This window comes from Pantoea sp. JZ29 (genome assembly GCF_035190385.1).
In the GTDB taxonomy this organism is placed as follows: Bacteria; Pseudomonadota; Gammaproteobacteria; order Enterobacterales; family Enterobacteriaceae; genus Pantoea; species Pantoea stewartii.
Genome location: NZ_CP045241.1, coordinates 72,720 through 95,760, shown reverse-complemented (window position 1 = coordinate 95,760; position 23,041 = coordinate 72,720). Strand labels below are relative to the sequence as shown.

The following is a 23,041-nucleotide window of genomic DNA, read 5'->3' as shown; positions in this document are numbered from 1 at the left end:
GACCGGCAGGCAGCAACAGAGCTCTGCCCTGAAGCCCGCAGAGGTCCGGCAGCCCCCGCCCTCCCCGGACGACGGACGTAAAAAAGCCCCGTACTTCCGTACGGGGCTTCTTCACCTGATTGATGCCTGGCAGTTCCCTACTCTCGCATGGGGAGACCCCACACTACCATCGGCGCTACGGCGTTTCACTTCTGAGTTCGGCATGGGGTCAGGTGGGGCCACCGCGCTACAGCCGCCAGGCAGATTCTGTCTGCCGCACCGCCCCCTCGGGCCGCACGGCGTTATCCGGTAAACAAGGCTGAAAATTCTTTCTGTCTCTCAACCCAAAACGCCTCTGGCGTTGTAAGGTTAAGCCTCACGGGTCATTAGTACCGGTAAGCTCAACGCATCGCTGCGCTTACACACCCGGCCTATCAACGTCGTCGTCTTCAACGTCCCTTCAGGAGGCTCGGAGCCTCAGGGAGAACTCATCTCGGGGCAAGTTTCGTGCTTAGATGCTTTCAGCACTTATCTTTTCCGCACTTAGCTACCGGGCAGTGCCACTGGCGTGACAACCCGGACACCAGCGGTGCGTTCACTCCGGTCCTCTCGTACTAGGAGCAACCCCCCTCAATTCTCCAGCGCCCACGGCAGATAGGGACCGAACTGTCTCACGACGTTCTAAACCCAGCTCGCGTACCACTTTAAACGGCGAACAGCCGTACCCTTGGGACCTACTTCAGCCCCAGGATGTGATGAGCCGACATCGAGGTGCCAAACACCGCCGTCGATATGAACTCTTGGGCGGTATCAGCCTGTTATCCCCGGAGTACCTTTTATCCGTTGAGCGATGGCCCTTCCATTCAGAACCACCGGATCACTATGACCTGCTTTCGCACCTGCTCGAGCCGTCACTCTCGCAGTCAAGCTGGCTTATGCCATTGCACTAACCTCCTGATGTCCGACCAGGATTAGCCAACCTTCGTGCTCCTCCGTTACGCTTTGGGAGGAGACCGCCCCAGTCAAACTACCCACCAGACACTGTCCGCAGCCCGGATCACGGGCCCACGTTAGAACACCAAACATTAAAGGGTGGTATTTCAAGGACGGCTCCACGCAGACTGGCGTCCACGCTTCAAAGCCTCCCACCTATCCTACACATCAAGGCTCAGTGTTCAGTGTCAAGCTGTAGTAAAGGTTCACGGGGTCTTTCCGTCTTGCCGCGGGTACACTGCATCTTCACAGCGATTTCAATTTCACTGAGTCTCGGGTGGAGACAGCCTGGCCATCATTACGCCATTCGTGCAGGTCGGAACTTACCCGACAAGGAATTTCGCTACCTTAGGACCGTTATAGTTACGGCCGCCGTTTACCGGGGCTTCGATCAAGAGCTTCTCCTTACGGATAACCCCATCAATTAACCTTCCGGCACCGGGCAGGCGTCACACCGTATACGTCCACTTTCGTGTTTGCACAGTGCTGTGTTTTTAATAAACAGTTGCAGCCAGCTGGTATCTTCGACTGGCCTCGGCTCCGGGAGCAAGTCCCTTCACCTACGCGCCAGCGTGCCTTCTCCCGAAGTTACGGCACCATTTTGCCTAGTTCCTTCACCCGAGTTCTCTCAAGCGCCTGGGTATTCTCTACCTGACCACCTGTGTCGGTTTGGGGTACGATTTCGTGTTACCTGATGCTTAGAGGCTTTTCCTGGAAGCAGGGCATTTATCACTTCAGCACCGTGGTGCCTCGTCGTCACGCCTCAGTGTAAAGTGCACCGGATTTGCCTGGCGCACACACCTACACGCTTAAACCGGGACAACCGTCGCCCGGCCGATATAGCCTTCTCCGTCCCCCCTTCGCAGTAACACCAAGTACAGGAATATTAACCTGTTTCCCATCGACTACGCCTTTCGGCCTCGCCTTAGGGGTCGACTCACCCTGCTCCGATTAACGTTGAACAGGAACCCTTGGTCTTCCGGCGACAAGGTTTTTCACCTTGTTTATCGTTACTTATGTCAGCATTCGCACTTCTGATACCTCCAGCATGCCTCACAGCACACCTTCAACGGCTTACAGAACGCTCCCCTACCCAGCAACGCTTACGCGTCGCTGCCGCAGCTTCGGTGCATGGTTTAGCCCCGTTACATCTTCCGCGCAGGCCGACTCGACCAGTGAGCTATTACGCTTTCTTTAAATGATGGCTGCTTCTAAGCCAACATCCTGGCTGTCTGTGCCTTCCCACATCGTTTCCCACTTAACCATGACTTTGGGACCTTAGCTGGCGGTCTGGGTTGTTTCCCTCTTCACGACGGACGTTAGCACCCGCCGTGTGTCTCCCGTGATAACATTCTCCGGTATTCGCAGTTTGCATCGGGTTGGTAAGCCGGGATGGCCCCCTAGCCGAAACAGTGCTCTACCCCCGGAGATGAGTTCACGAGGCGCTACCTAAATAGCTTTCGGGGAGAACCAGCTATCTCCCGGTTTGATTGGCCTTTCACCCCCAGCCACAGGTCATCCGCTAATTTTTCAACATTAGTCGGTTCGGTCCTCCAGTTAGTGTTACCCAACCTTCAACCTGCCCATGGCTAGATCACCGGGTTTCGGGTCTATACCCTGCAACTTAACGCCCAGTTAAGACTCGGTTTCCCTGCGGCTCCCCTATACGGTTAACCTTGCTACAGAATATAAGTCGCTGACCCATTATACAAAAGGTACGCAGTCACACCACGAAGGTGCTCCCACTGCTTGTACGTACACGGTTTCAGGTTCTGTTTCACTCCCCTCGCCGGGGTTCTTTTCGCCTTTCCCTCACGGTACTGGTTCACTATCGGTCAGTCAGGAGTATTTAGCCTTGGAGGATGGTCCCCCCATATTCAGACAGGATACCACGTGTCCCGCCTTACTCATCGAACTCACAGCTCATGCACCTTTGTGTACGGGAGTATCACCCTGTACCCTGCGACTTTCCAGACGCTTCCACTGATGCACAAGCTGATGCAGGTTCTGGGCTCCTCCCCGTTCGCTCGCCGCTACTGGGGAATCTCGGTTGATTTCTTTTCCTCGGGGTACTTAGATGTTTCAGTTCCCCCGGTTCGCCTCATGCCGCTATGGATTCACTGCATGATAGTGTGACGAGTCACACTGGGTTTCCCCATTCGGGTATCGCCGGTTATAGCGGTTCATATCACCTTACCGGCGCTTATCGCAGATTAGCACGCCCTTCATCGCCTCTGACTGCCAGGGCATCCACCGTGTACGCTTGGTCGCTTAACCTCACAACCCACAGGCGTTTTGCGCTTGCGTGTTATGAGCTTTTGAGAGACCCGAACGCATCGTGCTGTGTTCCTTATTACGGAGGAACACGACGTGCGTCGTTTCAAATTTTCAGCTTGTTCCGGATTGTTAAAGAGCAAATATCTCAAACGTGACCCTGAGGCCAGTTTTGAGATACTTCGTGGAGACACCTTTCACCTGTCACCAAGCAAGTGGCGTCCCCTAGGGGATTCGAACCCCTGTTGCCGCCGTGAAAGGGCGGAGTCCTAACCGCTAGACGAAGGGGACACGTACGTGTGTCTCGGCTTCGCAGCCGTCTTGCTTCTTCAGCTTTCTATCAGACAATCTGTGTGAGCACTTCGCACGACGGTATCTTCAGGTAAGGAGGTGATCCAACCGCAGGTTCCCCTACGGTTACCTTGTTACGACTTCACCCCAGTCATGAATCACAAAGTGGTAAGCGCCCTCCCGAGGGTTAAGCTACCTACTTCTTTTGCAACCCACTCCCATGGTGTGACGGGCGGTGTGTACAAGGCCCGGGAACGTATTCACCGTGGCATTCTGATCCACGATTACTAGCGATTCCGACTTCACGGAGTCGAGTTGCAGACTCCGATCCGGACTACGACGCACTTTATGAGGTCCGCTTGCTCTCGCGAGGTCGCTTCTCTTTGTATGCGCCATTGTAGCACGTGTGTAGCCCTACTCGTAAGGGCCATGATGACTTGACGTCATCCCCACCTTCCTCCGGTTTATCACCGGCAGTCTCCTTTGAGTTCCCGACCGAATCGCTGGCAACAAAGGATAAGGGTTGCGCTCGTTGCGGGACTTAACCCAACATTTCACAACACGAGCTGACGACAGCCATGCAGCACCTGTCTCAGCGTTCCCGAAGGCACCAATCCATCTCTGGAAAGTTCGCTGGATGTCAAGAGTAGGTAAGGTTCTTCGCGTTGCATCGAATTAAACCACATGCTCCACCGCTTGTGCGGGCCCCCGTCAATTCATTTGAGTTTTAACCTTGCGGCCGTACTCCCCAGGCGGTCGACTTAACGCGTTAGCTCCGGAAGCCACTCCTCAAGGGAACAACCTCCAAGTCGACATCGTTTACGGCGTGGACTACCAGGGTATCTAATCCTGTTTGCTCCCCACGCTTTCGCACCTGAGCGTCAGTCTTCGTCCAGGGGGCCGCCTTCGCCACCGGTATTCCTCCAGATCTCTACGCATTTCACCGCTACACCTGGAATTCTACCCCCCTCTACGAGACTCAAGCCTGCCAGTTTCAAATGCAGTTCCCAGGTTAAGCCCGGGGATTTCACATCTGACTTAACAGACCGCCTGCGTGCGCTTTACGCCCAGTAATTCCGATTAACGCTTGCACCCTCCGTATTACCGCGGCTGCTGGCACGGAGTTAGCCGGTGCTTCTTCTGCGGGTAACGTCAATTGCTGAGGTTATTAACCTCACCACCTTCCTCCCCGCTGAAAGTACTTTACAACCCGAAGGCCTTCTTCATACACGCGGCATGGCTGCATCAGGCTTGCGCCCATTGTGCAATATTCCCCACTGCTGCCTCCCGTAGGAGTCTGGACCGTGTCTCAGTTCCAGTGTGGCTGGTCATCCTCTCAGACCAGCTAGGGATCGTCGCCTAGGTGGGCCGTTACCCCGCCTACAAGCTAATCCCATCTGGGCACATCCGATGGTGTGAGGCCCGGAGGTCCCCCACTTTGGTCTTGCGACGTTATGCGGTATTAGCTACCGTTTCCAGTAGTTATCCCCCTCCATCGGGCAGTTTCCCAGACATTACTCACCCGTCCGCCACTCGTCACCCGAGGAGCAAGCTCCTCTGTGCTACCGTCCGACTTGCATGTGTTAGGCCTGCCGCCAGCGTTCAATCTGAGCCATGATCAAACTCTTCAATTTAAAGTTTGATTTGCTGCAACCAGTGCAGCGATGCTCAAGGAAAACGTCGTAATGAATTTCAATACGTGTTCACTCTTAAGACTTGATATTTTTTTGCGTCCGGAGACGCGGATATCAATCCTGCGAGTGCCCACACAGATTGTCTGATAAATTGTTAAAGAGCAGTGCAACCAGCGGGTTAACCGTCTGTTGCGAGGTGGCGTATATTACGCTTTCCTCCTTCAGAGTCAACCTCTTTTTCAGAAGTTTTTCTCCGGCGAAAACTCCGGGGAGTTCTCTGCTGAACACCGCGTTACGTAAGCCGTTGTGCCGTGTCAGTGGAGGCGCATTATAGGGCGTTCTTTCTGGGTGACAAGCATTAATTATAAAAAAATGACTGAGCGATTCATTTTTAAACGAACGGGGTAAAAAGCAACACATCCTGCGTAAATAACGCACGGAAATCACCACATATCGGTTGAAAGAGGCGTATTGTGCATTTCTGCCAATGCTATTCTTTTTTATATTCTTTGCCGAAGACATTACGAAGGACGCTCAATGATTAAATCCGCGCGCAGTATGGCCGGTCTGCCATGGATTGCCGCTATGGCCTTCTTTATGCAGTCACTGGATGCCACGATACTCAATACCGCGCTGCCCGCGATCGCTACCAGCCTTGAACGTTCCCCGCTAGCCATGCAGTCCGCCGTTATCAGCTACACCTTAACTGTTGCCATGCTTATTCCGGTTAGTGGATGGCTTGCAGACCGCTTTGGCACACGCAAGATCTTTATTATTGCCGTTTCGCTGTTTACGCTGGGTTCACTTGCCTGTGCCTTATCGCCCTCCTTATCAATACTGGTCACATCGCGCGTTATTCAGGGCGTGGGTGGCGCGATGATGATGCCCGTCGCGCGGCTGGCACTTCTGCGTGCCTATCCCCGTAGTGAACTCTTACCTATTCTCAACTTTGTCACCATGCCGGGATTAGTCGGACCGATACTGGGGCCGTTGCTGGGGGGAATCATGGTGACCTATGCCACCTGGCACTGGATCTTCCTGATAAACATTCCGATAGGTCTGCTCGGCATCGTCTATGCACGTAAATTCATGCCTGACTTCACGACACCAAAGCGCCGTTTCGACTTTCTGGGATTTTTATTGTTCGGCATTGGATTAGTGATGATCTCTACCGGCATAGAGCTGTTTGGTGAGCGTATTGTCTCACCCTGGCTTGCGGCAGGCGTTCTGACTGGCGGCGTTGTCTTGTTGCTCCTCTATATAGCCCATGCCCGGCGTCATCCCTCGCCGTTGATCAATCTGCCCATGTTTAAAACACGCACATTCTCGGTAGGCATCATTGGTAACATCGCTTCGCGGCTGGGCACTGGTTGCGTGCCGTTTTTGATGCCGCTGATGCTTCAGGTAGGATTTGGCTATTCTGCGATTCTGGCTGGCTGCATGATGGCCCCCACAGCCATTGGCTCCATTCTGGCTAAACAAAGCGTGACGCAATTACTGCGCTGGTTTGGCTATCGCCGCCTGTTAGTCAGTATTACGATGATCATTGGCGTGATGATCGCCAGCTTCTCGCTGCAGTCACCTTCTGAGGATATTGCGTTCTTATTAATTCCACTCTTTCTGTTAGGTATGGCGATGTCCACCCAGTTTACGGCAATGAACACCATTACCCTGGCTGATTTGGATGACGACAATGCCAGTGGCGGCAACAGTGTACTCGCGGTGACACAGCAGCTCGCGATCAGCTTTGGGGTGGCCGTGAGTGCAGCTGTCCTGCGCTTTTATCAGGAATTTGATAGCACGACAGTAGAACAGTTCCATTCTACCTTCCTGACGATGGGCATCGTCACCGTCCTGTCAGCGCTGACGTTTACGATGCTGCGCAATGGCGACGGACGCAACCTGATTAAAAATCGCGATAAAAAGAAGAAAGCTTAAACCGATCCCCGCGGAACCAGTTCCGGCGTCAGTACCAGCGTCTGCTGGCTGACGTCGGGATTACTCAGACGATAAATCAACGTATCAATAGCCAGTTCACCCAGCTCATCTTTCGGTTGATGAATGGTGCTCAGCGGCGGCGACATATAGCGCGCCAGTTCCACGTCATCATATCCCATCACCGCCATATCCTGCGGAATCTGCAAGCCGGCCTGATGTAGTGCATGGTAAACCCCAACCGCCATCGCGTCGTTGCTGGTAAAAACGGCATGCGGTGGGGTATCCAGCGCCAACAGTTCGAACATGGCGTTATAACCGCCCGCAAACTCAAAGTCACCGCTCACGACATAGTCTGGCGGGACCTCCAGACCGTTTTTCTGCATTGCCTGATGAAAACCTTCAAGGCGCATGCGCGCCGGGGTTTTATCAAGCGGCCCGGAAATACAGGCGATTCGCGAATATCCGCTGTCAATCAGATGCTGTGTCGCCAGTTCACCCCCAACAGCGCGTTATCCTGAATGATATCGCCCCGCCCTTCGAAAGGCGCCCAGTCCATCATCACCATAGGAATAGAAGGATAACGATTCAGGATTTCCGCCGACGGTAAATGGCTTTCCGTGCACATAATCAGCAAACCATCGACCCGCTTTTGCAGCAAGGTTTCCAGGCTACGATTCATACGGTCTTCGTCCCCGGCGGTATTGCACAGAATCAGGCTGTATCCACGCTCATAACAGCTGTCTTCAACACCACGTACCACTTCGGCATAAAAGGGGTTACTGCTGGCGGTCAGTAGCATGCCGATCGTATGGGTTTGGTTAAGCTTGAGGCTACGAGCCAGTGCCGACGGCGCATAGTTCAGATCGCGAATCGCCTGTTCGATTTTTTCACGCACCCCATCGCTCACAAAACGATTCTTGTTGATGACGTGTGAAACCGTTGAGGTGGAGACGCCCGCCAGCCGGGCGACATCTTTCATCGTAGCCAAGCGCTTAACCCTGTTGCTGTAAAAAGTCGTCGATCTCGGCACGCCAGGGTACAGAGGGCTGTGCTCCCGAACGGGTTACCGCAATTGCCGCAGCAGCGTGCGCAAAGCGAACGGCATCCAGCATGGCCTTGCCTTCAAGACGTGCTGTGATAAACGCGCCGTTAAACGTATCACCCGCCGCAATCGTATCTACGGCTTTCACGTCAAAACCCGCAACACGTTGCCCCTGGCCCTTTTCACTCAGCCAGACGCCACGGCGTCCCAGGGTGATCAAGACAGTGGGGATGCCTTTATTATGTAACGCAGCCGCCGCACGCGCAGCGTCCTCATCATTTCTGACGGCGATTCCTGTCAGGATTTCAGCCTCAGTCTCGTTTGGCGTAATCACGTCAACCAGCGCTAACAGACTGTCCGGCAGAGCCGTTGCTGGCGCAGGATTCAAAATGACCTGCGTCTGATGCTGTCGGGCAAGGCTTGCCGCCGCTACCACGCTGTCCAGTGGCGATTCAAGCTGCATCAGTAATGCGTCAGCCCCGGCGATAACCTGCTGGTGACGCGCGACGTAGGCTGGCGTTAACGCGGCATTAGCACCGGAATAGATGCCTATATTATTTTCGCCTTCACCATTGACGAAGATCATCGCAACGCCCGTCGATTCACCCTCAATGACCTCTACCGGCTGGGTATCAATCTTATCCTGCGCGAGTTGCTGACAGACACGTTCACCAATGTCATCGGCACCGACACAAGCAATAAAGGCAATATCAGCGCCCGCACGGCCGGCCGCAACCGCCTGATTGGCGCCTTTACCACCAAACGCAATCTGATATTTCTGCCCGATCACCGTTTCGCCGGGGCGGGGAAAGTGTGCCAGATTAAGGATATGGTCAGCATTGATGCTGCCGAGAACGGCCAGTTTTGCGTGTTTGCTCATTGGGAGAGTCCGAAATAAGTGCGCCACCGATGGGTGGCGCAGTGCCCTGCTTTTCTTTGATTTATTTAGTAACCAGTTTCAAATCAACTGGATAAACTGCCTGCACTTTTTCGCCTTTCAGCACTTTATCAGCAGTCTGAACGCCGATCATGCCAATTTTCTCTGGCATCTGAGCAACGGTCGCCGCCAGCTTACCGCCTTCAACGGCTTTCACACCATCTGGCGTGCCGTCAAAGCCCACCACCAGCACATCGGTCTTGCCAGCAGTCTGCAGTGCACGCAGGGCACCCAGTGCCATTTCGTCGTTCTGGGCAAATACCGCCTGCACATCTGGATGCGCCTGCAACAGGTTCTGCATCACGTTCAGGCCTTTAGTACGGTCAAAGTCAGCAGGCTGGCTGGCCAGAACCTTGAACTTGTGTGCATCAACGGCTTTCTGGAAGCCTTCGCCACGTTCACGGGCTGCTGAAGTTCCCGCGATCCCTTCTAATTCGATGATTTTCGCGCCATCACCCAGTTTACGGGCAATAAAGTCACCAGCCATTTTTCCGCCGAAGCGGTTATCAGATGCAACATGGCTTACCACGGTACCCTGAGCCGCCACGCGATCCAGCGTGATAACAGGGATTTTTGCCTGGTTAGCCAGCTTGATGGCATTGCCTACAGAGTCAGAATCGGTTGGGTTGATCAGCAGCGCTTTGGTGCCGCGAACCGTCAGATCCTGCACGTTAGCCAGTTCTTTCGCAGGGTTGTTCTGTGAATCCAGCACGACCAGGTTGTAACCCAGTTTGTCCGCTTCTTTTTGCGCGCCGTCTTTCAGGGACACAAAGAACGGGTTATTCAGCGTAGAGATAACAAGGGCAATGGTATCTTTCGCCATTGCGCTGGCGCTGAGGGTTGCGCCAAGAATGACAGCGAGTGCAGTTAACTTTTTCATCATTTTATCCTGTATAAGAGTCTGAGTTATTTGCTGCTTTTATTATCCACCAGCACCGCCAGCAGAATAACGACTGCTTTGACGATCATCTGGTAGTAGGAAGATACACCCATCAGATTTAATCCATTGTTTAAAAAGCCAAGGATTAATGCGCCAATTAAGGTGCCAACGACGCGGCCTTTACCGCCTGCCAGACTCGTTCCGCCCAGCACGACAGCCGCGATAGCGTCCAGTTCATAGCCTGTACCCGCTGTTGGCTGGGCAGAAGACAGACGCGCCACTTCAATCGATCCCGCCAGCGCGGCCAGCATGCCAGACAGTGAGTAAACAATAACTTTCACACGGTTAACGTTGATGCCGGAGAGACGCGTGGCCGCCTCATTACCGCCCAACGCATAAATATAGCGACCCAGGCGCGTGTGATGCAGCATGTACCAGGCGGCGACAAACACCAGCGCCATCAGCCAGACCGGGGTTGGAATACCCAGCGGACGACCAATACCAATCCAGCCAAACAGATCGGCATTATCGTTAAACCCCGTATTGACCGGACTGCCGTTGGTATAAACCATGGTGACGCCGCGCAGCAGTAACATCATGACCAGCGTAGCGATAAACGCCTGCACCTTGCCCCTCGCCACGATGGTTCCCGTGACCGCACCAATCGCCGCGCCCAGCACCAGGGAGGCTGCAACGGCAACAAAGGCATTCACCTCCATGCCTACCAGCGAGGCGGCCACCGCGCCCGTCAGCGCCAGCAGCGAGCCGACGGAAAGATCGATGCCGGACGTTAAAATGACCAGGGTCATTCCCACAGCCATGATGGCATTGACCGATGTCTGCTGAAGAATGTTGAACAGGTTGGCCACAGTAAAGAAATTCGGGCTCTGGCTCGCCACCACAGCAATCAACACAATCAGCGCAATCAGCGATTTTTGCTCAAGTAGCCAGGCTTTGCTGAACCAGCGACGGTTAGATGGAACGGTTTGGGTGGTCATACAACTAAATCCTCACTGTGTTGCTTACCGACGGCTGCTGCCATCAGGCTTTCCTGGGTAGCTTCTTCACGGCTAAATTCGCCGCTTAAACGGCCTTCATGCATCACGACAATACGGTCACTCATGCCCAGCACCTCTGGCATTTCTGACGACACCAGGATGATGCTCAGCCCTTCAGCTTTGAACTGATTAATCAGCTGATAGATCTCTTTTTTGGCCCCGACGTCCACGCCGCGCGTCGGTTCGTCAAGAATCAACACGTTAGGGCGCGTCATCAATCCACGGGCTATCGCCACCTTCTGCTGATTCCCGCCCGATAGCAGGCCAATCGGCTGCTCCATCGACGGCGTTTTCACGTTAAATAAGCGAATGAAATCTTTTACAGCGAGCTGCTCTTCCGCATGGCGCAGTCTGCCAGCCGGGTGACTGAAATAGCGTAAGGCGGTAAGCGACATGTTTTCTTTGACTGACATGCCTAACACCAGGCCATCGCGCTTGCGATCTTCGGAGATATAAACGATGCCGTTAGCCAGGCCATCCTGAGGAGAACGGATCACGACTTCACGTCCACTCAGCCAGACCTGCCCCCCGGTACGGGGCAAGGCACCATACAAAATTTTCATTAACTCTGTCCGGCCTGCGCCCATCAGGCCCGATACGCCGAGAATTTCGCCTTTACGTAAGGTAAAGCTGACGTCATCCACGCCAGGGCCGCTGAGGTTCTGAACCTTAAGACGAATTTCGCCGGGCGCCTCATCCAGATGGGGATACTGATCTTCTAATTTGCGCCCCACCATCATTTCGATCAGGCTCTCTTCGCTCATCTCGGCGACCGGACGCTCTGCAATAAATTGCCCGTCACGGAAGACCGTCACGTCATCACAAATCTCAAAAATTTCTTTCATGCGATGAGAGATATAAACGATGCCGCATCCTTGCGCCTTCAGTTCATTGATCACCCGGAACAAGGACAATGTTTCAGTATCCGTCAGCGCATCCGTGGGCTCATCCATAATGATGACTTTCGATTCAAAGCTCAGAACCTTGGCAATTTCGACCATTTGTTGATCGCCGATGGATAAATCGCCCACCAGCTTGTGACTGCTAAAACGCAGATTCAGGCGTTTCAGGAGCGCATCCGCCTCGGCATACATCCGCTTCCAGTTAATGCGACCAAAACCATTAACGAATTCACGCCCAAGAAAGATGTTTTCTGCCACAGTCAACTGCGGGATCAGGTTGAGCTCCTGATGGATAATGCCGATACCGGCTTCCTGCGAGGCTTTCGGTCCACTGAAGGTGGTTTCTTCGCCCAGCCACTGCAGTGATCCGGCATCACGGGTATAAATCCCGGTCAGCACCTTCATCATGGTGGACTTGCCGGCGCCATTCTCACCGACTAATGCCATAACGCGCCCTGCCCAGACGGACAGCGACGCGCCATTTAATGCTTTCACGCCCGGAAACGCTTTTTCGATGCCTTTGAGCTGCAGTAACGGTTGCATAACGGCCTCAGAAGGTCACACCGGCACTCAGGATGACATTCGCATACGGAGAGCACTCTCCGCTGCGAATGACCGCCTGGCTACGTTGTGTTTGTTGTTTAAACTGTTCATGACTGATGTAGCGGATGGTAATGCGATTTCCCTGGTGCTGTTGCAATGCGTCGAGCACGGCGATCAGTTCGCTATGGAGCTGCGGATTGTGTTGCTTAATTTCTTCCGCGATAAAGGCGCTTTCCACCTGCATCTCATGCGTTACCGCTTCCACCACCTGCATGAAGCCTGGCGTACCCGGTATCAGTGCCAGATCGATACGCTGCGTTTCTGCCGGAATGGGCAACCCCGCATCAGCGATCGTCAACGTATCTGTATGGCCCAGGCGGGCGATAACGTAAGAGAGTTCAGCGTTTAACAGGCGACCTTTTTTCATTTTTCCACTCCAGAGCGAAACGTTTCGCTTTCTGGAGTGTATAAAAAGAAGGTTACAATTCAACCACTGGAGAAGAAATTTGTGATCGCTATCGAAACGTTTCGATATTGCCGGAGGGAATTTGAGTTAGGGACTGTTCTGAAAGGAAAACCGGACCGTCAATACGGTCCGGTCACGGGAGATTAAGGAAGCTTCTTAACCTGTTTCACATCCAGTTCAATGCTGTTGAAGTCTTTATCCAGTTCACCTGTCAGCTCAACCCGATCTTTCGGCGAAACCGTGACGCCATTCCAGCGTTTATGGTCGATCTCGACCGTCATTGTGCCGCTTTCATCGCGGAACAAATAATCTTCGTTACCCGTTTGTTTTTCAAGCTGGCCCCTTACGGTAATCCAGCTGTCATCTTTCATCGCTTCAGCCTGCTTCACCGTCACGACGCTGGTGTGATCGGCGTGAAAACCACCCTGCTGCGTGTGTGCTGCCGGTGCAGGCGCATTCGGGTCAACAAAACCGCCTTGTTGTGCCGCCAGTACAGGCGCAGACGCTAACAGTGTTACAGCGATAAGTGCAGCATACTTTTTCATTTCGTCACCTCTTGTCTGTGAATCCGTTCTTTCAGTGAAAGCAGTAAACCACACAGTTCTTAACAGGATCTTAAGGGGAAAATATCCTCTTTTTTTAGCCAGACTCGCTGTACAACCGCCATTTCGCTTCGTATAAATCGCTTATTAAAAGGGAGAGACGATGCGCATTTTACTGATTGAGGACGATCGCCTGATCGGCGACGGCATTAAGGCTGGACTCAGCAAGCTGGGGTTTAGCGTCGACTGGTTTGTCTCAGGCGAGGCCGGATTTCAGGCCCTGAATGCCGCCCCGTGGGATGCGGTTGTGCTTGATTTGTCCCTGCCGGAGCGTGACGGGCTGGACATTCTGCGTCAGTGGCGTCAGCAGGGCTACGATGTCCCGGTACTCATTCTGACGGCGCGCGATGCACTCGACCAACGGGTTGAAGGATTACAGATGGGCGCGGACGATTATCTGTGCAAACCCTTTGCGCTGACCGAAGTCGCCGCGCGTTTACAGGCACTGATTCGACGACGCCACGGGCAACTGCAACCCGAACTGCGTCACGGCGATGTCGTATTGATCCCCGGTAACCTCAGCGTGGTACAAAACGGGGCCAGCGTTGAACTAAAAAGCCGCGAGATGGCGCTGCTGGAACTGTTTATGCGTAACCCGGGGCGCGTGCTGACGCGCAGCCAGTTAGAAGAAAAACTTTACACCTGGGATACCGAGGTTTCGAGTAATGCGGTGGAGGTGCATATTCATCATCTGCGCAGGAAATTAGGCCAACGCTTTATTCGCACGATTCACGGCGTGGGCTATACGCTGGGGGAAAGCGAATGCGATCGATGAGCTTATTCCTGCGTCTGGGCATTGGCCTGATGTTGATACTCGGCATCTGCTGGGGAGCGGCCACGCTGAGCGCTCGCTACCAGACGCGCGAAACGATCAATGAGCTGTTTGATACGCAGCAACTGTTACTTGCAAAGCGCCTGCTGACGCTGAATTTCACCTCAGTGAACGAAACCTCGCTTCCCAGGAGTAAAAAAATACTGCCCCATAACCGGGGCGAACAGGATGATGATGCGCTGGCCTTTGCCGTCTTTACGCGTGATGGAAAACCGGTCCTCAACGATGGCGATAACGGCAAAGATCTTCTCTTTAATGCCGATCATCAGGGCTTTCTGAATGGTCAGCTCAGGGACGATGACGATCCCTGGCGGTTAGTCTGGCTGACCACGCCCGATCAACGCTACCGCGTAGTGGTGGGTCAGGAATGGGAATACCGGGATGACATGGCCAACGATATCGTGAAGACCAGCACGCTGCCCTGGCTGATTTCACTCCCCTTTATGCCGCTGATGTTAACGAGCCTGGTCTGGTATGAACTCCGCCCGCTAAAAAAGCTCAGCCAGCAACTGGCTCAACGCGCACCTGATGATGATGCGCCTTTACAGGCTGACCGCGTGCCGAAAGAGGTGCGCCCGGTCATTGACGCGCTGAATGGGCTGTTTGGTCGAATTCATACGATGGTGCAGCGGGAACGCCGCTTCACGTCCGATGCGGCACACGAATTACGCAGTCCGCTGGCGGCCCTGCAGGTACAAAGCGAGGTCATCCAACTGGCCGCCGATGACGAGGCAATGCGCACGCATGCACTTCAGCAGTTGGATGCGGGCATTGTCCGGGCGACACGTCTGGTGGATCAGTTACTGACGCTGTCGCGTATTGAAGCAGAGGATGTCCGTAACGCGTTCCAGCCTGTCATGCTGAAGAAAGTGGCGCAGGAAACCCTGGCCTCACAGCTGCCGCTGGCAGAGAAAAGTAATATCCGGTTGCGCTTCAATGCTGAAGCCGATCCGGTCATTTCGGGACATCCCTTGCTGCTGTCTTTGCTGATAAGGAATCTGCTTGATAACGCCATTCGTTATACACCGCCAGGCAGCAACGTAGATCTGATTCTTCAGTCAGGAAGATTGCGAGTGGAAGATAACGGCAACCGTTTATCACCCGACGCGCTACAACGACTGGGTGAGCGTTTCTGGCGTCCGCCAGGGCAGGAGAAAAGCGGCAGTGGATTAGGTTTATCCATTGTGCGCAATATTGCCCAGTTACATGGCATGACGCTGCACTTCAGTCAGCTTCCGGAAGGCGGGCTGTGCGTCAGCCTGAGCTGGTAAAAAAAAGCGCCTGACAGGCAGGCGCACGCTGTTAAATCTCGACCTGGGTACCCAGTTCAATCACCCGGTTGGGCGGAATCTCAAACTGGTCTGGCGCACGTAGCGCATTGCGCTGTAGCGTCATGAACAGCTTGCCGCGCAGTCGCAGATACCATGGCCGTTTGCCGATGATCAGCGACTCATGAGACATAAAGAATGAGGTCTCCATCATGCGGCAGTTCAGTCCCTCCAGCCCACAACGATGGAAAATCTCCTCTACGTTTGGCGTTTCACGCCAGCCGTAACTGGCTACCACACGCCAGAAGGTCGGCGACAACTGTTCGATAGTCACGCGTCTGACGTTATGCACATAGGGCGCGTCTTCTGTGCGCAGTGTTAATAACACCACGCGTTCGTGCAGCACCTTATTGTGCTTGAGGTTATGCAGCATGGCAAAAGGGATCACATTTAGTGCGCGTGACATATAAACCGCCGTTCCGGGCACGCGCACAGGCGGCGATTTTTCCAGAGAAGCAATCATTGCCTCCAGAGAGTTGCCGTGTTCATGCATACGACGCAGCAAACGGAAGCGTTCACTCTTCCATGTCGTCATCACGATAAACATCATCAATGCCAGAGTCAGCGGCAGCCAGCCACCGGAAAAAATCTTGATCAGGTTGGCCGAGAACAGGGATACGTCAATGCACAGCATGGCAATCAAAATCAGTCCAACCAGATAGCGATTCCAGTGCCAGTTCATTATCGCGACGGTCGCGCAAAGCACAGAGGTCAGCACCATTGTGCCCGTGACCGCAATCCCGTATGCCGCAGCGAGATTACTCGAATGCTCAAAACCAATAATCACAATCACCACAGAGAAATAGAGCAGCCAGTTAATGATTGGGATATAGATCTGGCCTGACTCTTTTTCTGAGGTATGAACAATGCGCATGGGCGGCAGATAGCCGAGACGCACGGCCTGGCGGGTTAACGAGAATACGCCGGAAATAACCGCCTGCGAGGCGATGACGGTGGCTAACGTTGCCAGAATCAACATGGGGACAAGCGCCCAGTCGGGTGCCAGCAGGAAAAACGGGTTTTTGATCGCTTCCGGGTGTTTCAGCAACAGCGCGCCCTGACCAAAATAGTTGAGCACCAGCGACGGCAGCACCACCACAAACCACGCCAGGCGAATAGGAAACTTACCGAAGTGCCCCATGTCTGCATACAGCGCTTCAACGCCCGTAATCGCCAGCACAACGGCGCCAAGCGCAAAGAAGGACACCGATTTATATTCCACAAAGAAGTGCAGCGCCCAGTAAGGATTCAACGCCTGGAGTACCTCAGGATTGTTGGCAATGCTTCGTGCGCCCAGTATTGCCAGCACGATAAACCACAGCAGCATGACCGGCGCAAACAGTTTACCGACAATCCCTGTACCGTGTTTCTGGATAATAAACAGCAGCGTAAGCACGGTGATCGCCAGCGGAACAATATAGCTGTCCAGGTTGGGCGCGGCGATTTCCAGCCCTTCAATCGCTGACAGCACGGAGACGGCTGGCGTAATCACCACTTCGCCATAGAAGAAGCTGCCGCCAATCAGTCCCATAATTACCAGCGTTGCCGTTATGCGCCCGCCCGTATGTCGGCCCGCCAACGACATCAGCGTCAGAATACCGCCTTCTCCGGCATTATCAGCACGCATAACGTAGCTGATGTATTTCAACGAGACCACCAGCACCAGCAGCCAGAAAATCAGCGAAAGAAAGCCAAAGACGGCATCCCGTTCAACGCCAAAACCAAACTGTCCCGAAAGACATTCGCGTAAGGTATAAAGCGGGCTGGTACCGATATCGCCATAGACGACCCCAATAGCCGCCAGCGTTAATCCGCCTAGTGAGTGCTTATTATCAGAGCTCATAAAATGATCTTTTGTTAGATTCTGAGAGGCGCTCAAGCCATCAAAAAGCGCACAGTATGCACGTATTCACGAAAATTTATACTCCGCCGTCAGGGTTACAGGCGGTCATCCCCTGATTTCTTGCGTTCTTATTAACATTAAAAGCCGCGCTATCGAACCTTCTGAAACAAAAAAGCTGACATCGATTAACGCTTTCGCGCATCATACCCTATAGAGTATTGCGTTCGCTAAAACGCTGCGGCTCGACGATCGTAAGGACATAGATGTGATTATGGCTCAACCCCATCTTTTGGCAGAAAGAATTTCTCGTCTCAGCAATGCGTTAGAAAAAGGTTTGTATGAGCGACATCATGCCATTCGCCTTTGTTTGCTGGCCGCACTTAGCGGCGAAAGCGTTTTTTTACTTGGCCCGCCAGGTATTGCAAAAAGCCTGATTGCCCGCCGACTGAAATGCGCCTTTCAACATGCCCGTGCCTTTGAATATTTGATGACCCGCTTCTCCACACCGGAAGAAGTCTTTGGTCCCCTTTCCATCCAGGCATTGAAAGATGAAGGCCGTTATCAGAGGCTGACCAAAGGTTATTTACCGGACGCTGAAATCGTTTTTCTGGATGAGATCTGGAAAGCCGGCCCGGCCATCCTGAATACGCTGCTCACCGCCATCAACGAACGCCGCTTTCGTAATGGCGATAGCGAAGAAAAAATTCCGATGCGCCTGCTGGTCACCGCCTCGAATGAGTTACCGGAAGCCGACAGCGGACTGGAAGCCCTGTATGACCGTATGTTGATCCGCCTGTGGCTGGACAACGTGCATGAAAAACAAAACTTCCGCAGCATGCTGACCCACCAGCAGGATGAAAATGACAATCCGGTAGCCGAGTCGCTGCGCATCAGTGACGAAGAATATGTGCAATGGCAGCAAGGCATCAGTCAGGTTGCGTTGCCGGATAATGTCTTTGAACTGATATACCAGCTACGTCAGCACCTGGAGAAGCTACCAGAGGCACCCTACATTTCCGATCGCCGCTGGAAAAAAGCCATTCACCTGTTGCAGGCCAGCGCTTTTTACAGTGGCCGCAATGCGATAGCGCCCCTCGATCTGATCCTGCTTAAGGACTGCCTGTGGCACGACATCGCGTCGATGAAAATTCTGGACAGTGAAATCGATCAGTTGATGACGCAGCACGCCTGGCAACAGCAAACGATACTGCTGAAACTCCAGCAGCTCAAAGCGCGCCGGCTGGCGTTGCAACAGCAGCAAAGCGTCGCTGCCGCGATCACGCTGGAAAAGCACAGCGGTATGTTTAGCCGTAAACCCCATTACGATTTGCCCGAAAGCTTTACCGAGGCACAGTTAACCCTGATGTTGCAGAAACCCCTGGTGCTGCACGACATGCAGGTGACGCATTTGGTGATCGAGCGCGAAGCGCTGGATCACTGGCTGCAAAAAGGTGGTGATGTGCGCGGTAAATTAAATGGCATCGGTTTTGCGCAGACGCTGGATTTGCTGGTGGATGCGCAGCACTGCCTGGCGATACGCGACGTCAGTTTGCAAACCGCCAGGCTGACATTGCCGGGTGCCAGCAGCGCCGATGCCTTGCCGCAGGAAATCAGCGACGCGCTGGATGAACTTGACGGCCAGTTGCGTCAACAGCGTCACCTTTTCAGCCAGCAGCAACGTTGCCTGTTTATCAGCGATGACTGGCTGGCACGCGTCGAAACCAGCCTGCAGGATGTGGCGGAACAGCTCAAACAGGCGCGTAAATGATCTCACTGGAGACGCTGAGTACATTGCTGTCAATCGGCGAAACGGACCTGATTGAAGAGCTTATTCTGGCCTTACTCGCGTCTCCACAGCTGGCGCTGTTCTTTGAAAAATTCCCCGGTATGAAGAAGGCGCTGCTACGTGATGTCCCTCGCTGGAAAGCCGAGATTGACGCCGAACTCAAAGCCACGCCCGTTCCCGACATGCTGGCGGAAGAATTTCAGCTGTTTCAGCGTATTCAGTTACTCAGCGATCGTGAATTTAGCCAGCAGCTTGATGAAACGCTTGCTCACCTCGAACGCCTGACGTCCCCTTTCTTAGAGGAAGCTCGACGGCTGCTGCTGCATAACGATCCCGGTAATCTCAGCACCGCACAACATACCTTATTCCTGCAACGCTGGCGGCTCAGCCTCACACTGCAAACGCTCACGCTGAATGAACAACTCCTTGAGCAGCAGCGTGAACGTCTGATGGCAGAGTTGCAGCAACGTATGGCACTGAGCGGGCAGCTGGCGCCGGTACTGGCGGATGATGACGAAGCCGCAGCCGGACGCTTGTGGGATATGGGCAAAGCCCCGCTCCAGCACGGCGATTACCAGTTGATGCTGCAATATGGGGATTTTCTTGCGCAGCAGCCTGAATTAATGAAGCTGGCTCAGCAACTGGGCCGCAGCCGGGAAGCAAAGTCGGTGCCTTCACAGGATGCCCCGCTGGAAACATTCCATCATCTGGTACGCGAACCGGATGCCGTGCCGGAAGAAGTCAGCGGTATTCATCAGAGCGATGATGTGCTGCGTTTATTACCGCCCGAGCTTGCGGCATTAAGCGTCAGTGAACTGGAACTTGAGTTTTACCGACGCCTGGTAGAGAAGCGATTACTTACTTACAAACTTCAGGGTGACGCCTGGCACGAAAAGATCACTCAGCGTCCGGTCAGCCACCAGCAGCATGAAGAACAGCCACGTGGCCCCTTTATCGTTTGTGTCGATACGTCCGGCTCGATGGGCGGTTTCAATGAGCGATGTGCAAAAGCCTTTTGCCTGGCCCTTCTCAAGATTGCGCTGGCCGATCGGCGGCGCTGTTACATCATGTTATTCGCGCATGACGTAATTGGTTACGAATTAACGGGCGATGACGGACTGGAGCAGGCCATTCGTTTTCTCAGCCAGCGTTTTCGCGGTGGCACCGACCTGGCAGCCTGCCTTTCCGCCGTCATTGCCCGCATGGAAGGGCCGCAATGGCAGGATGCGGATGCCGTCATCGTGTCTGATTTTATCGCGCAACGCCTGCCAGATGAGGTTGTGCGCAGCGTTAAACATCGCCAGCAACAGCAGCAGCAACGCTTTCACGCTGTCGCCATGTCTGCGCACGGAAAACCCGGCATCATGCGTATCTTTGACCATATCTGGCGTTTTGATACCGGCATAAAAAGCCGTTTATTGCGTCACTGGCGCCGTTAAGCCCTACGGCAGAAATTCCATTTTGCTTTATAGTAAATATCTGCAATTACTTATTCAGCAATCTGGAGTGCCCTGTGAACGCTGTTCAACACCATCATGATTTGCCAGCCCCAACCCGAACATTGCTGCTCTCTGGCCAAAACGTCGAACAAAAACGTGCCGAGCTCCTGGCTTATTTCAACCAGACCTGGGCGCTGTACGAGGATCTGTTTACCTGCCTCAACGATCAACGCGCCTGGTTTACAAAAGCGATACCGCTGCGTCATCCGCTGATCTTCTATTTCGGCCACACCGCCACCTTTTATATAAACAAGCTCATGGCAGGCCGCTACATCGACTCACGTATTGACGATCGCATCGAAGCGATGCTGGCAATAGGCGTCGATGAAATGAGCTGGGATGATCTTAATGACAGTCACTATGACTGGCCTTCAGTGGAAGCTGTACGCGATTATCGCGGCAGTGTGAAAGCACTGGTGACGCAGTTTATTGAAACGATGCCGCTGGAATTGCCTGTTAGCTGGGACAGTCCGGCCTGGGTTATTTTGATGGGCATTGAGCATGAACGTATTCATCTTGAAACATCCAGCGTACTGATTCGGCAGTTACCGGTTGAATGGGTAAAACCTCAACCACAATGGCCGGTCTGCAGCGAAGCGCGTCACGATCGCCAGTCCGTCCCGACAAACAGCCTGGTTTCTCAGCCAGGCGGACTGATTACGCTGGGTAAAACCGATGACACCTACGGCTGGGACAACGAATACGGCACGCAGCAGACCGAGCTGAAACCGTTTAAAGCCAGCAAAATGCTGGTCAGTAATGCCGAGTTTTATACCTTTATCGAAGCGGGCGGTTACCAGAACGATCGCTGGTGGGATGAAGAAGGGCTGGGCTGGCGTAAGTTTGCCAGGGCGACAATGCCGACCTTCTGGGTCGGCAACGCCGCGATGCCCGATCAGCTAAAACTGCGTTTGATGTGCGAAGAAGTGGCAATGCCATGGGACTGGCCTGCTGAGGTGAATCAGTTGGAAGCGGCCGCGTTTTGCCGCTGGAAAGCCGAGGAAACCGGAAAATCTGTGCAGTTGCCTTGCGAAGCAGAATGGTACCAGTTGCGTGAACAGGTTGAAGGCGACCAGCCAGACTGGGATCAGGCGCCGGGCAACATAAACCTGGCCTACTGGGCTTCATCCTGTCCTGTTGATCGCTTCCCACAGGGTGAGTTCTTTGACATCGTGGGGAACGTCTGGCAGTGGACGACTACGCCAACCAATGGCTTTGAGGGCTTCAAAGTTCATCCCCTTTACGATGATTTCTCGACACCTACCTTTGATGGTAAGCATTCACTTATTAAAGGTGGCAGTTGGATATCGACTGGCAATGAAGCCATTAAATCGTCACGTTATGCCTTCCGTCGCCACTTTTTCCAGCATGCCGGCTTCCGCTATGTCGTTTCTTCCCATCAGGAAACCATGGCGCTGAACCCTTATGAAACCGACAGCATGGTTTCACAATATCTCGATTTCCAATACGGCCCACGGTATTTCGGCGTTGATAACTATGCAGAAGCGCTGGTCACACTGGCGCTGCCGCACTGTAAGAACCGCGGAGAGGCACTGGATATCGGCTGCGCGACGGGCCGCGCGAGCTTTGAGCTGGCTCGTCACTTTGCGCATGTGACCGGCATGGATTACTCGGCACGCTTTATTGATGTCGCGTTACAGCTGACCACGGGTGAGGATTTCCGTTATGTCGTGCCGGAAGAAGGCGAGTTGGTTGAGTATCGTCAGGTAAGGCTTAAGGACTTTTCTGTTACCAGCGAACAGGCAAAGCGTATTCAGTTTATCCAGGGTGATGCCTGTAATATGAAACCCCAGCCTACACGTTACGATCTGGTCCTGGCATCAAATCTGATTGATCGCCTGCGCCAGCCGGCCCGGTTCCTTCATGATGTCACCCCCATGATCCGCTCGGGTGGCCTTCTGGTTCTGTCATCGCCATACACCTGGCTTGAAGAGTTTACGCCGAAGGAAAACTGGTTGGGCGGGGTAAGGGAAAATGGCGAAGCGCTGACGACCTTACAGGCGCTACAACGCCTGCTGGCGGCAGACTTTGAGCAAATCGGTTCGCCACAGGACGTGCCGTTTGTGATTCGTGAAACCGCCCGTAAGTTCCAGCACACGCTTGCCCAGGTCACGCTCTGGCGTAAGCGTTAACCCGTGGGCAGCGGCACGTGCCGCTGTCCGTTGGTTGCCAGGGCCGTTATTTTGCTGCACA

At 53.8% G+C, this 23,041-nt stretch carries 13 protein-coding genes, 1 tRNA gene, 3 rRNA genes and 1 pseudogene; 6 read left to right on the top strand and 12 right to left on the bottom strand.

Annotation, left to right across the window (positions count from 1 at the left end; translation table 11 throughout):
- Positions 1-124 precede the first annotated feature (124 nt).
- The 4 genes from rrf to GC090_RS00425 form a co-directional block, all read right to left on the bottom strand.
- Positions 125-240, bottom strand: a 5S ribosomal RNA gene (gene rrf / locus GC090_RS00440).
- Between the two features lie 104 nt (positions 241-344).
- A 23S ribosomal RNA gene (locus GC090_RS00435) occupies positions 345-3,249 on the bottom strand.
- Between the two features lie 213 nt (positions 3,250-3,462).
- Positions 3,463-3,537: transfer RNA gene (locus tag GC090_RS00430), tRNA-Glu, on the bottom strand.
- Positions 3,538-3,629: 92 nt separating this feature from the next.
- A 16S ribosomal RNA gene (locus GC090_RS00425) occupies positions 3,630-5,171 on the bottom strand.
- Together the 16S, 23S and 5S rRNA genes with 1 tRNA gene alongside form the textbook arrangement of a ribosomal RNA operon.
- Before the next feature lie 537 nt (positions 5,172-5,708).
- On the opposite strand from GC090_RS00425, the gene mdtD reads away from it, so the two are divergent.
- Positions 5,709-7,109, top strand: coding sequence for a multidrug transporter subunit MdtD (mdtD, locus tag GC090_RS00420; RefSeq protein WP_006121179.1), 1,401 nt, complete (start codon positions 5,709-5,711; stop codon positions 7,107-7,109).
- On the opposite strand, the pseudogene rbsR reads toward mdtD, so the two are convergent.
- The 7 genes and pseudogenes from rbsR to GC090_RS00385 all read right to left on the bottom strand — a co-directional run bounded on the left by rbsR (position 7,106) and on the right by GC090_RS00385 (position 13,482).
- A pseudogene (gene rbsR / locus GC090_RS00415) lies at positions 7,106-8,097 on the bottom strand (ribose operon transcriptional repressor RbsR). The gene mdtD and the pseudogene rbsR overlap by 4 nt on opposite strands.
- Positions 8,098-8,101: 4 nt before the next feature.
- Entirely contained in the window at positions 8,102-9,031 is a 930-nt protein-coding gene (gene rbsK / locus GC090_RS00410; RefSeq protein ID WP_262959630.1) for a ribokinase, read from the bottom strand.
- Positions 9,032-9,092: 61 nt separating this feature from the next.
- A complete protein-coding gene (rbsB, locus tag GC090_RS00405; RefSeq protein WP_033737208.1) occupies positions 9,093-9,968 on the bottom strand; it encodes a ribose ABC transporter substrate-binding protein RbsB in 876 nt (291 codons plus the stop codon).
- A gap of 26 nt (positions 9,969-9,994) precedes the next feature.
- Positions 9,995-10,966, bottom strand: coding sequence for a ribose ABC transporter permease (gene rbsC, locus GC090_RS00400; RefSeq protein WP_006121183.1), 972 nt, complete (start codon positions 10,964-10,966; stop codon positions 9,995-9,997).
- Positions 10,963-12,471, bottom strand: coding sequence for a ribose ABC transporter ATP-binding protein RbsA (rbsA, locus tag GC090_RS00395; RefSeq protein ID WP_033737209.1), 1,509 nt, complete (start codon positions 12,469-12,471; stop codon positions 10,963-10,965). Before rbsA ends, rbsC begins: the two co-directional genes overlap by 4 nt.
- Before the next feature lie 7 nt (positions 12,472-12,478).
- On the bottom strand, positions 12,479-12,898 hold the full coding sequence (gene rbsD / locus GC090_RS00390; RefSeq protein WP_006121185.1) for a D-ribose pyranase: 420 nt from the start codon (positions 12,896-12,898) through the stop codon (positions 12,479-12,481).
- A gap of 182 nt (positions 12,899-13,080) precedes the next feature.
- Entirely contained in the window at positions 13,081-13,482 is a 402-nt protein-coding gene (locus tag GC090_RS00385) for a YgiW/YdeI family stress tolerance OB fold protein (protein ID WP_006121186.1), read from the bottom strand.
- 160 nt (positions 13,483-13,642) lie between these two features.
- On the opposite strand from GC090_RS00385, the gene qseB reads away from it, so the two are divergent.
- The gene (gene qseB / locus GC090_RS00380; protein ID WP_006121187.1) at positions 13,643-14,314 is read left to right on the top strand and encodes a quorum sensing response regulator transcription factor QseB; all 672 of its coding nucleotides are present in this window, start codon (positions 13,643-13,645) and stop codon (positions 14,312-14,314) included.
- Positions 14,302-15,642 (top strand): quorum sensing histidine kinase QseC, encoded by a 1,341-nt coding sequence (gene qseC, locus GC090_RS00375; RefSeq protein ID WP_324020674.1) that lies wholly within the window; start codon positions 14,302-14,304, stop codon positions 15,640-15,642. Before qseB ends, qseC begins: the two co-directional genes overlap by 13 nt.
- 31 nt (positions 15,643-15,673) lie before the next feature.
- Here the strand turns inward: qseC and kup are convergent, their stop codons facing one another.
- On the bottom strand, positions 15,674-17,542 hold the full coding sequence (gene kup / locus GC090_RS00370) for a low affinity potassium transporter Kup (protein WP_006121188.1): 1,869 nt from the start codon (positions 17,540-17,542) through the stop codon (positions 15,674-15,676).
- Positions 17,543-17,813: 271 nt separating this feature from the next.
- Here kup and ravA point away from each other — a divergent pair, with 271 nt between their 5' ends.
- The 3 genes from ravA (at position 17,814) to ovoA (ending at position 22,980) form a co-directional block, all read left to right on the top strand.
- On the top strand, positions 17,814-19,310 hold the full coding sequence (gene ravA / locus GC090_RS00365) for an ATPase RavA (RefSeq protein WP_039339253.1): 1,497 nt from the start codon (positions 17,814-17,816) through the stop codon (positions 19,308-19,310).
- Positions 19,307-20,767 carry an ATPase RavA stimulator ViaA gene (viaA, locus tag GC090_RS00360; protein WP_033737214.1) on the top strand — a complete coding sequence of 487 codons (1,461 nt, stop codon included), beginning with the start codon at positions 19,307-19,309 and terminating at the stop codon, positions 20,765-20,767. The genes ravA and viaA overlap by 4 nt, the downstream gene beginning before the upstream one ends.
- A gap of 74 nt (positions 20,768-20,841) precedes the next feature.
- The gene (gene ovoA, locus GC090_RS00355; RefSeq protein ID WP_058701550.1) at positions 20,842-22,980 is read left to right on the top strand and encodes a 5-histidylcysteine sulfoxide synthase; all 2,139 of its coding nucleotides are present in this window, start codon (positions 20,842-20,844) and stop codon (positions 22,978-22,980) included.
- Positions 22,981-23,041: the final 61 nt, after the last annotated feature.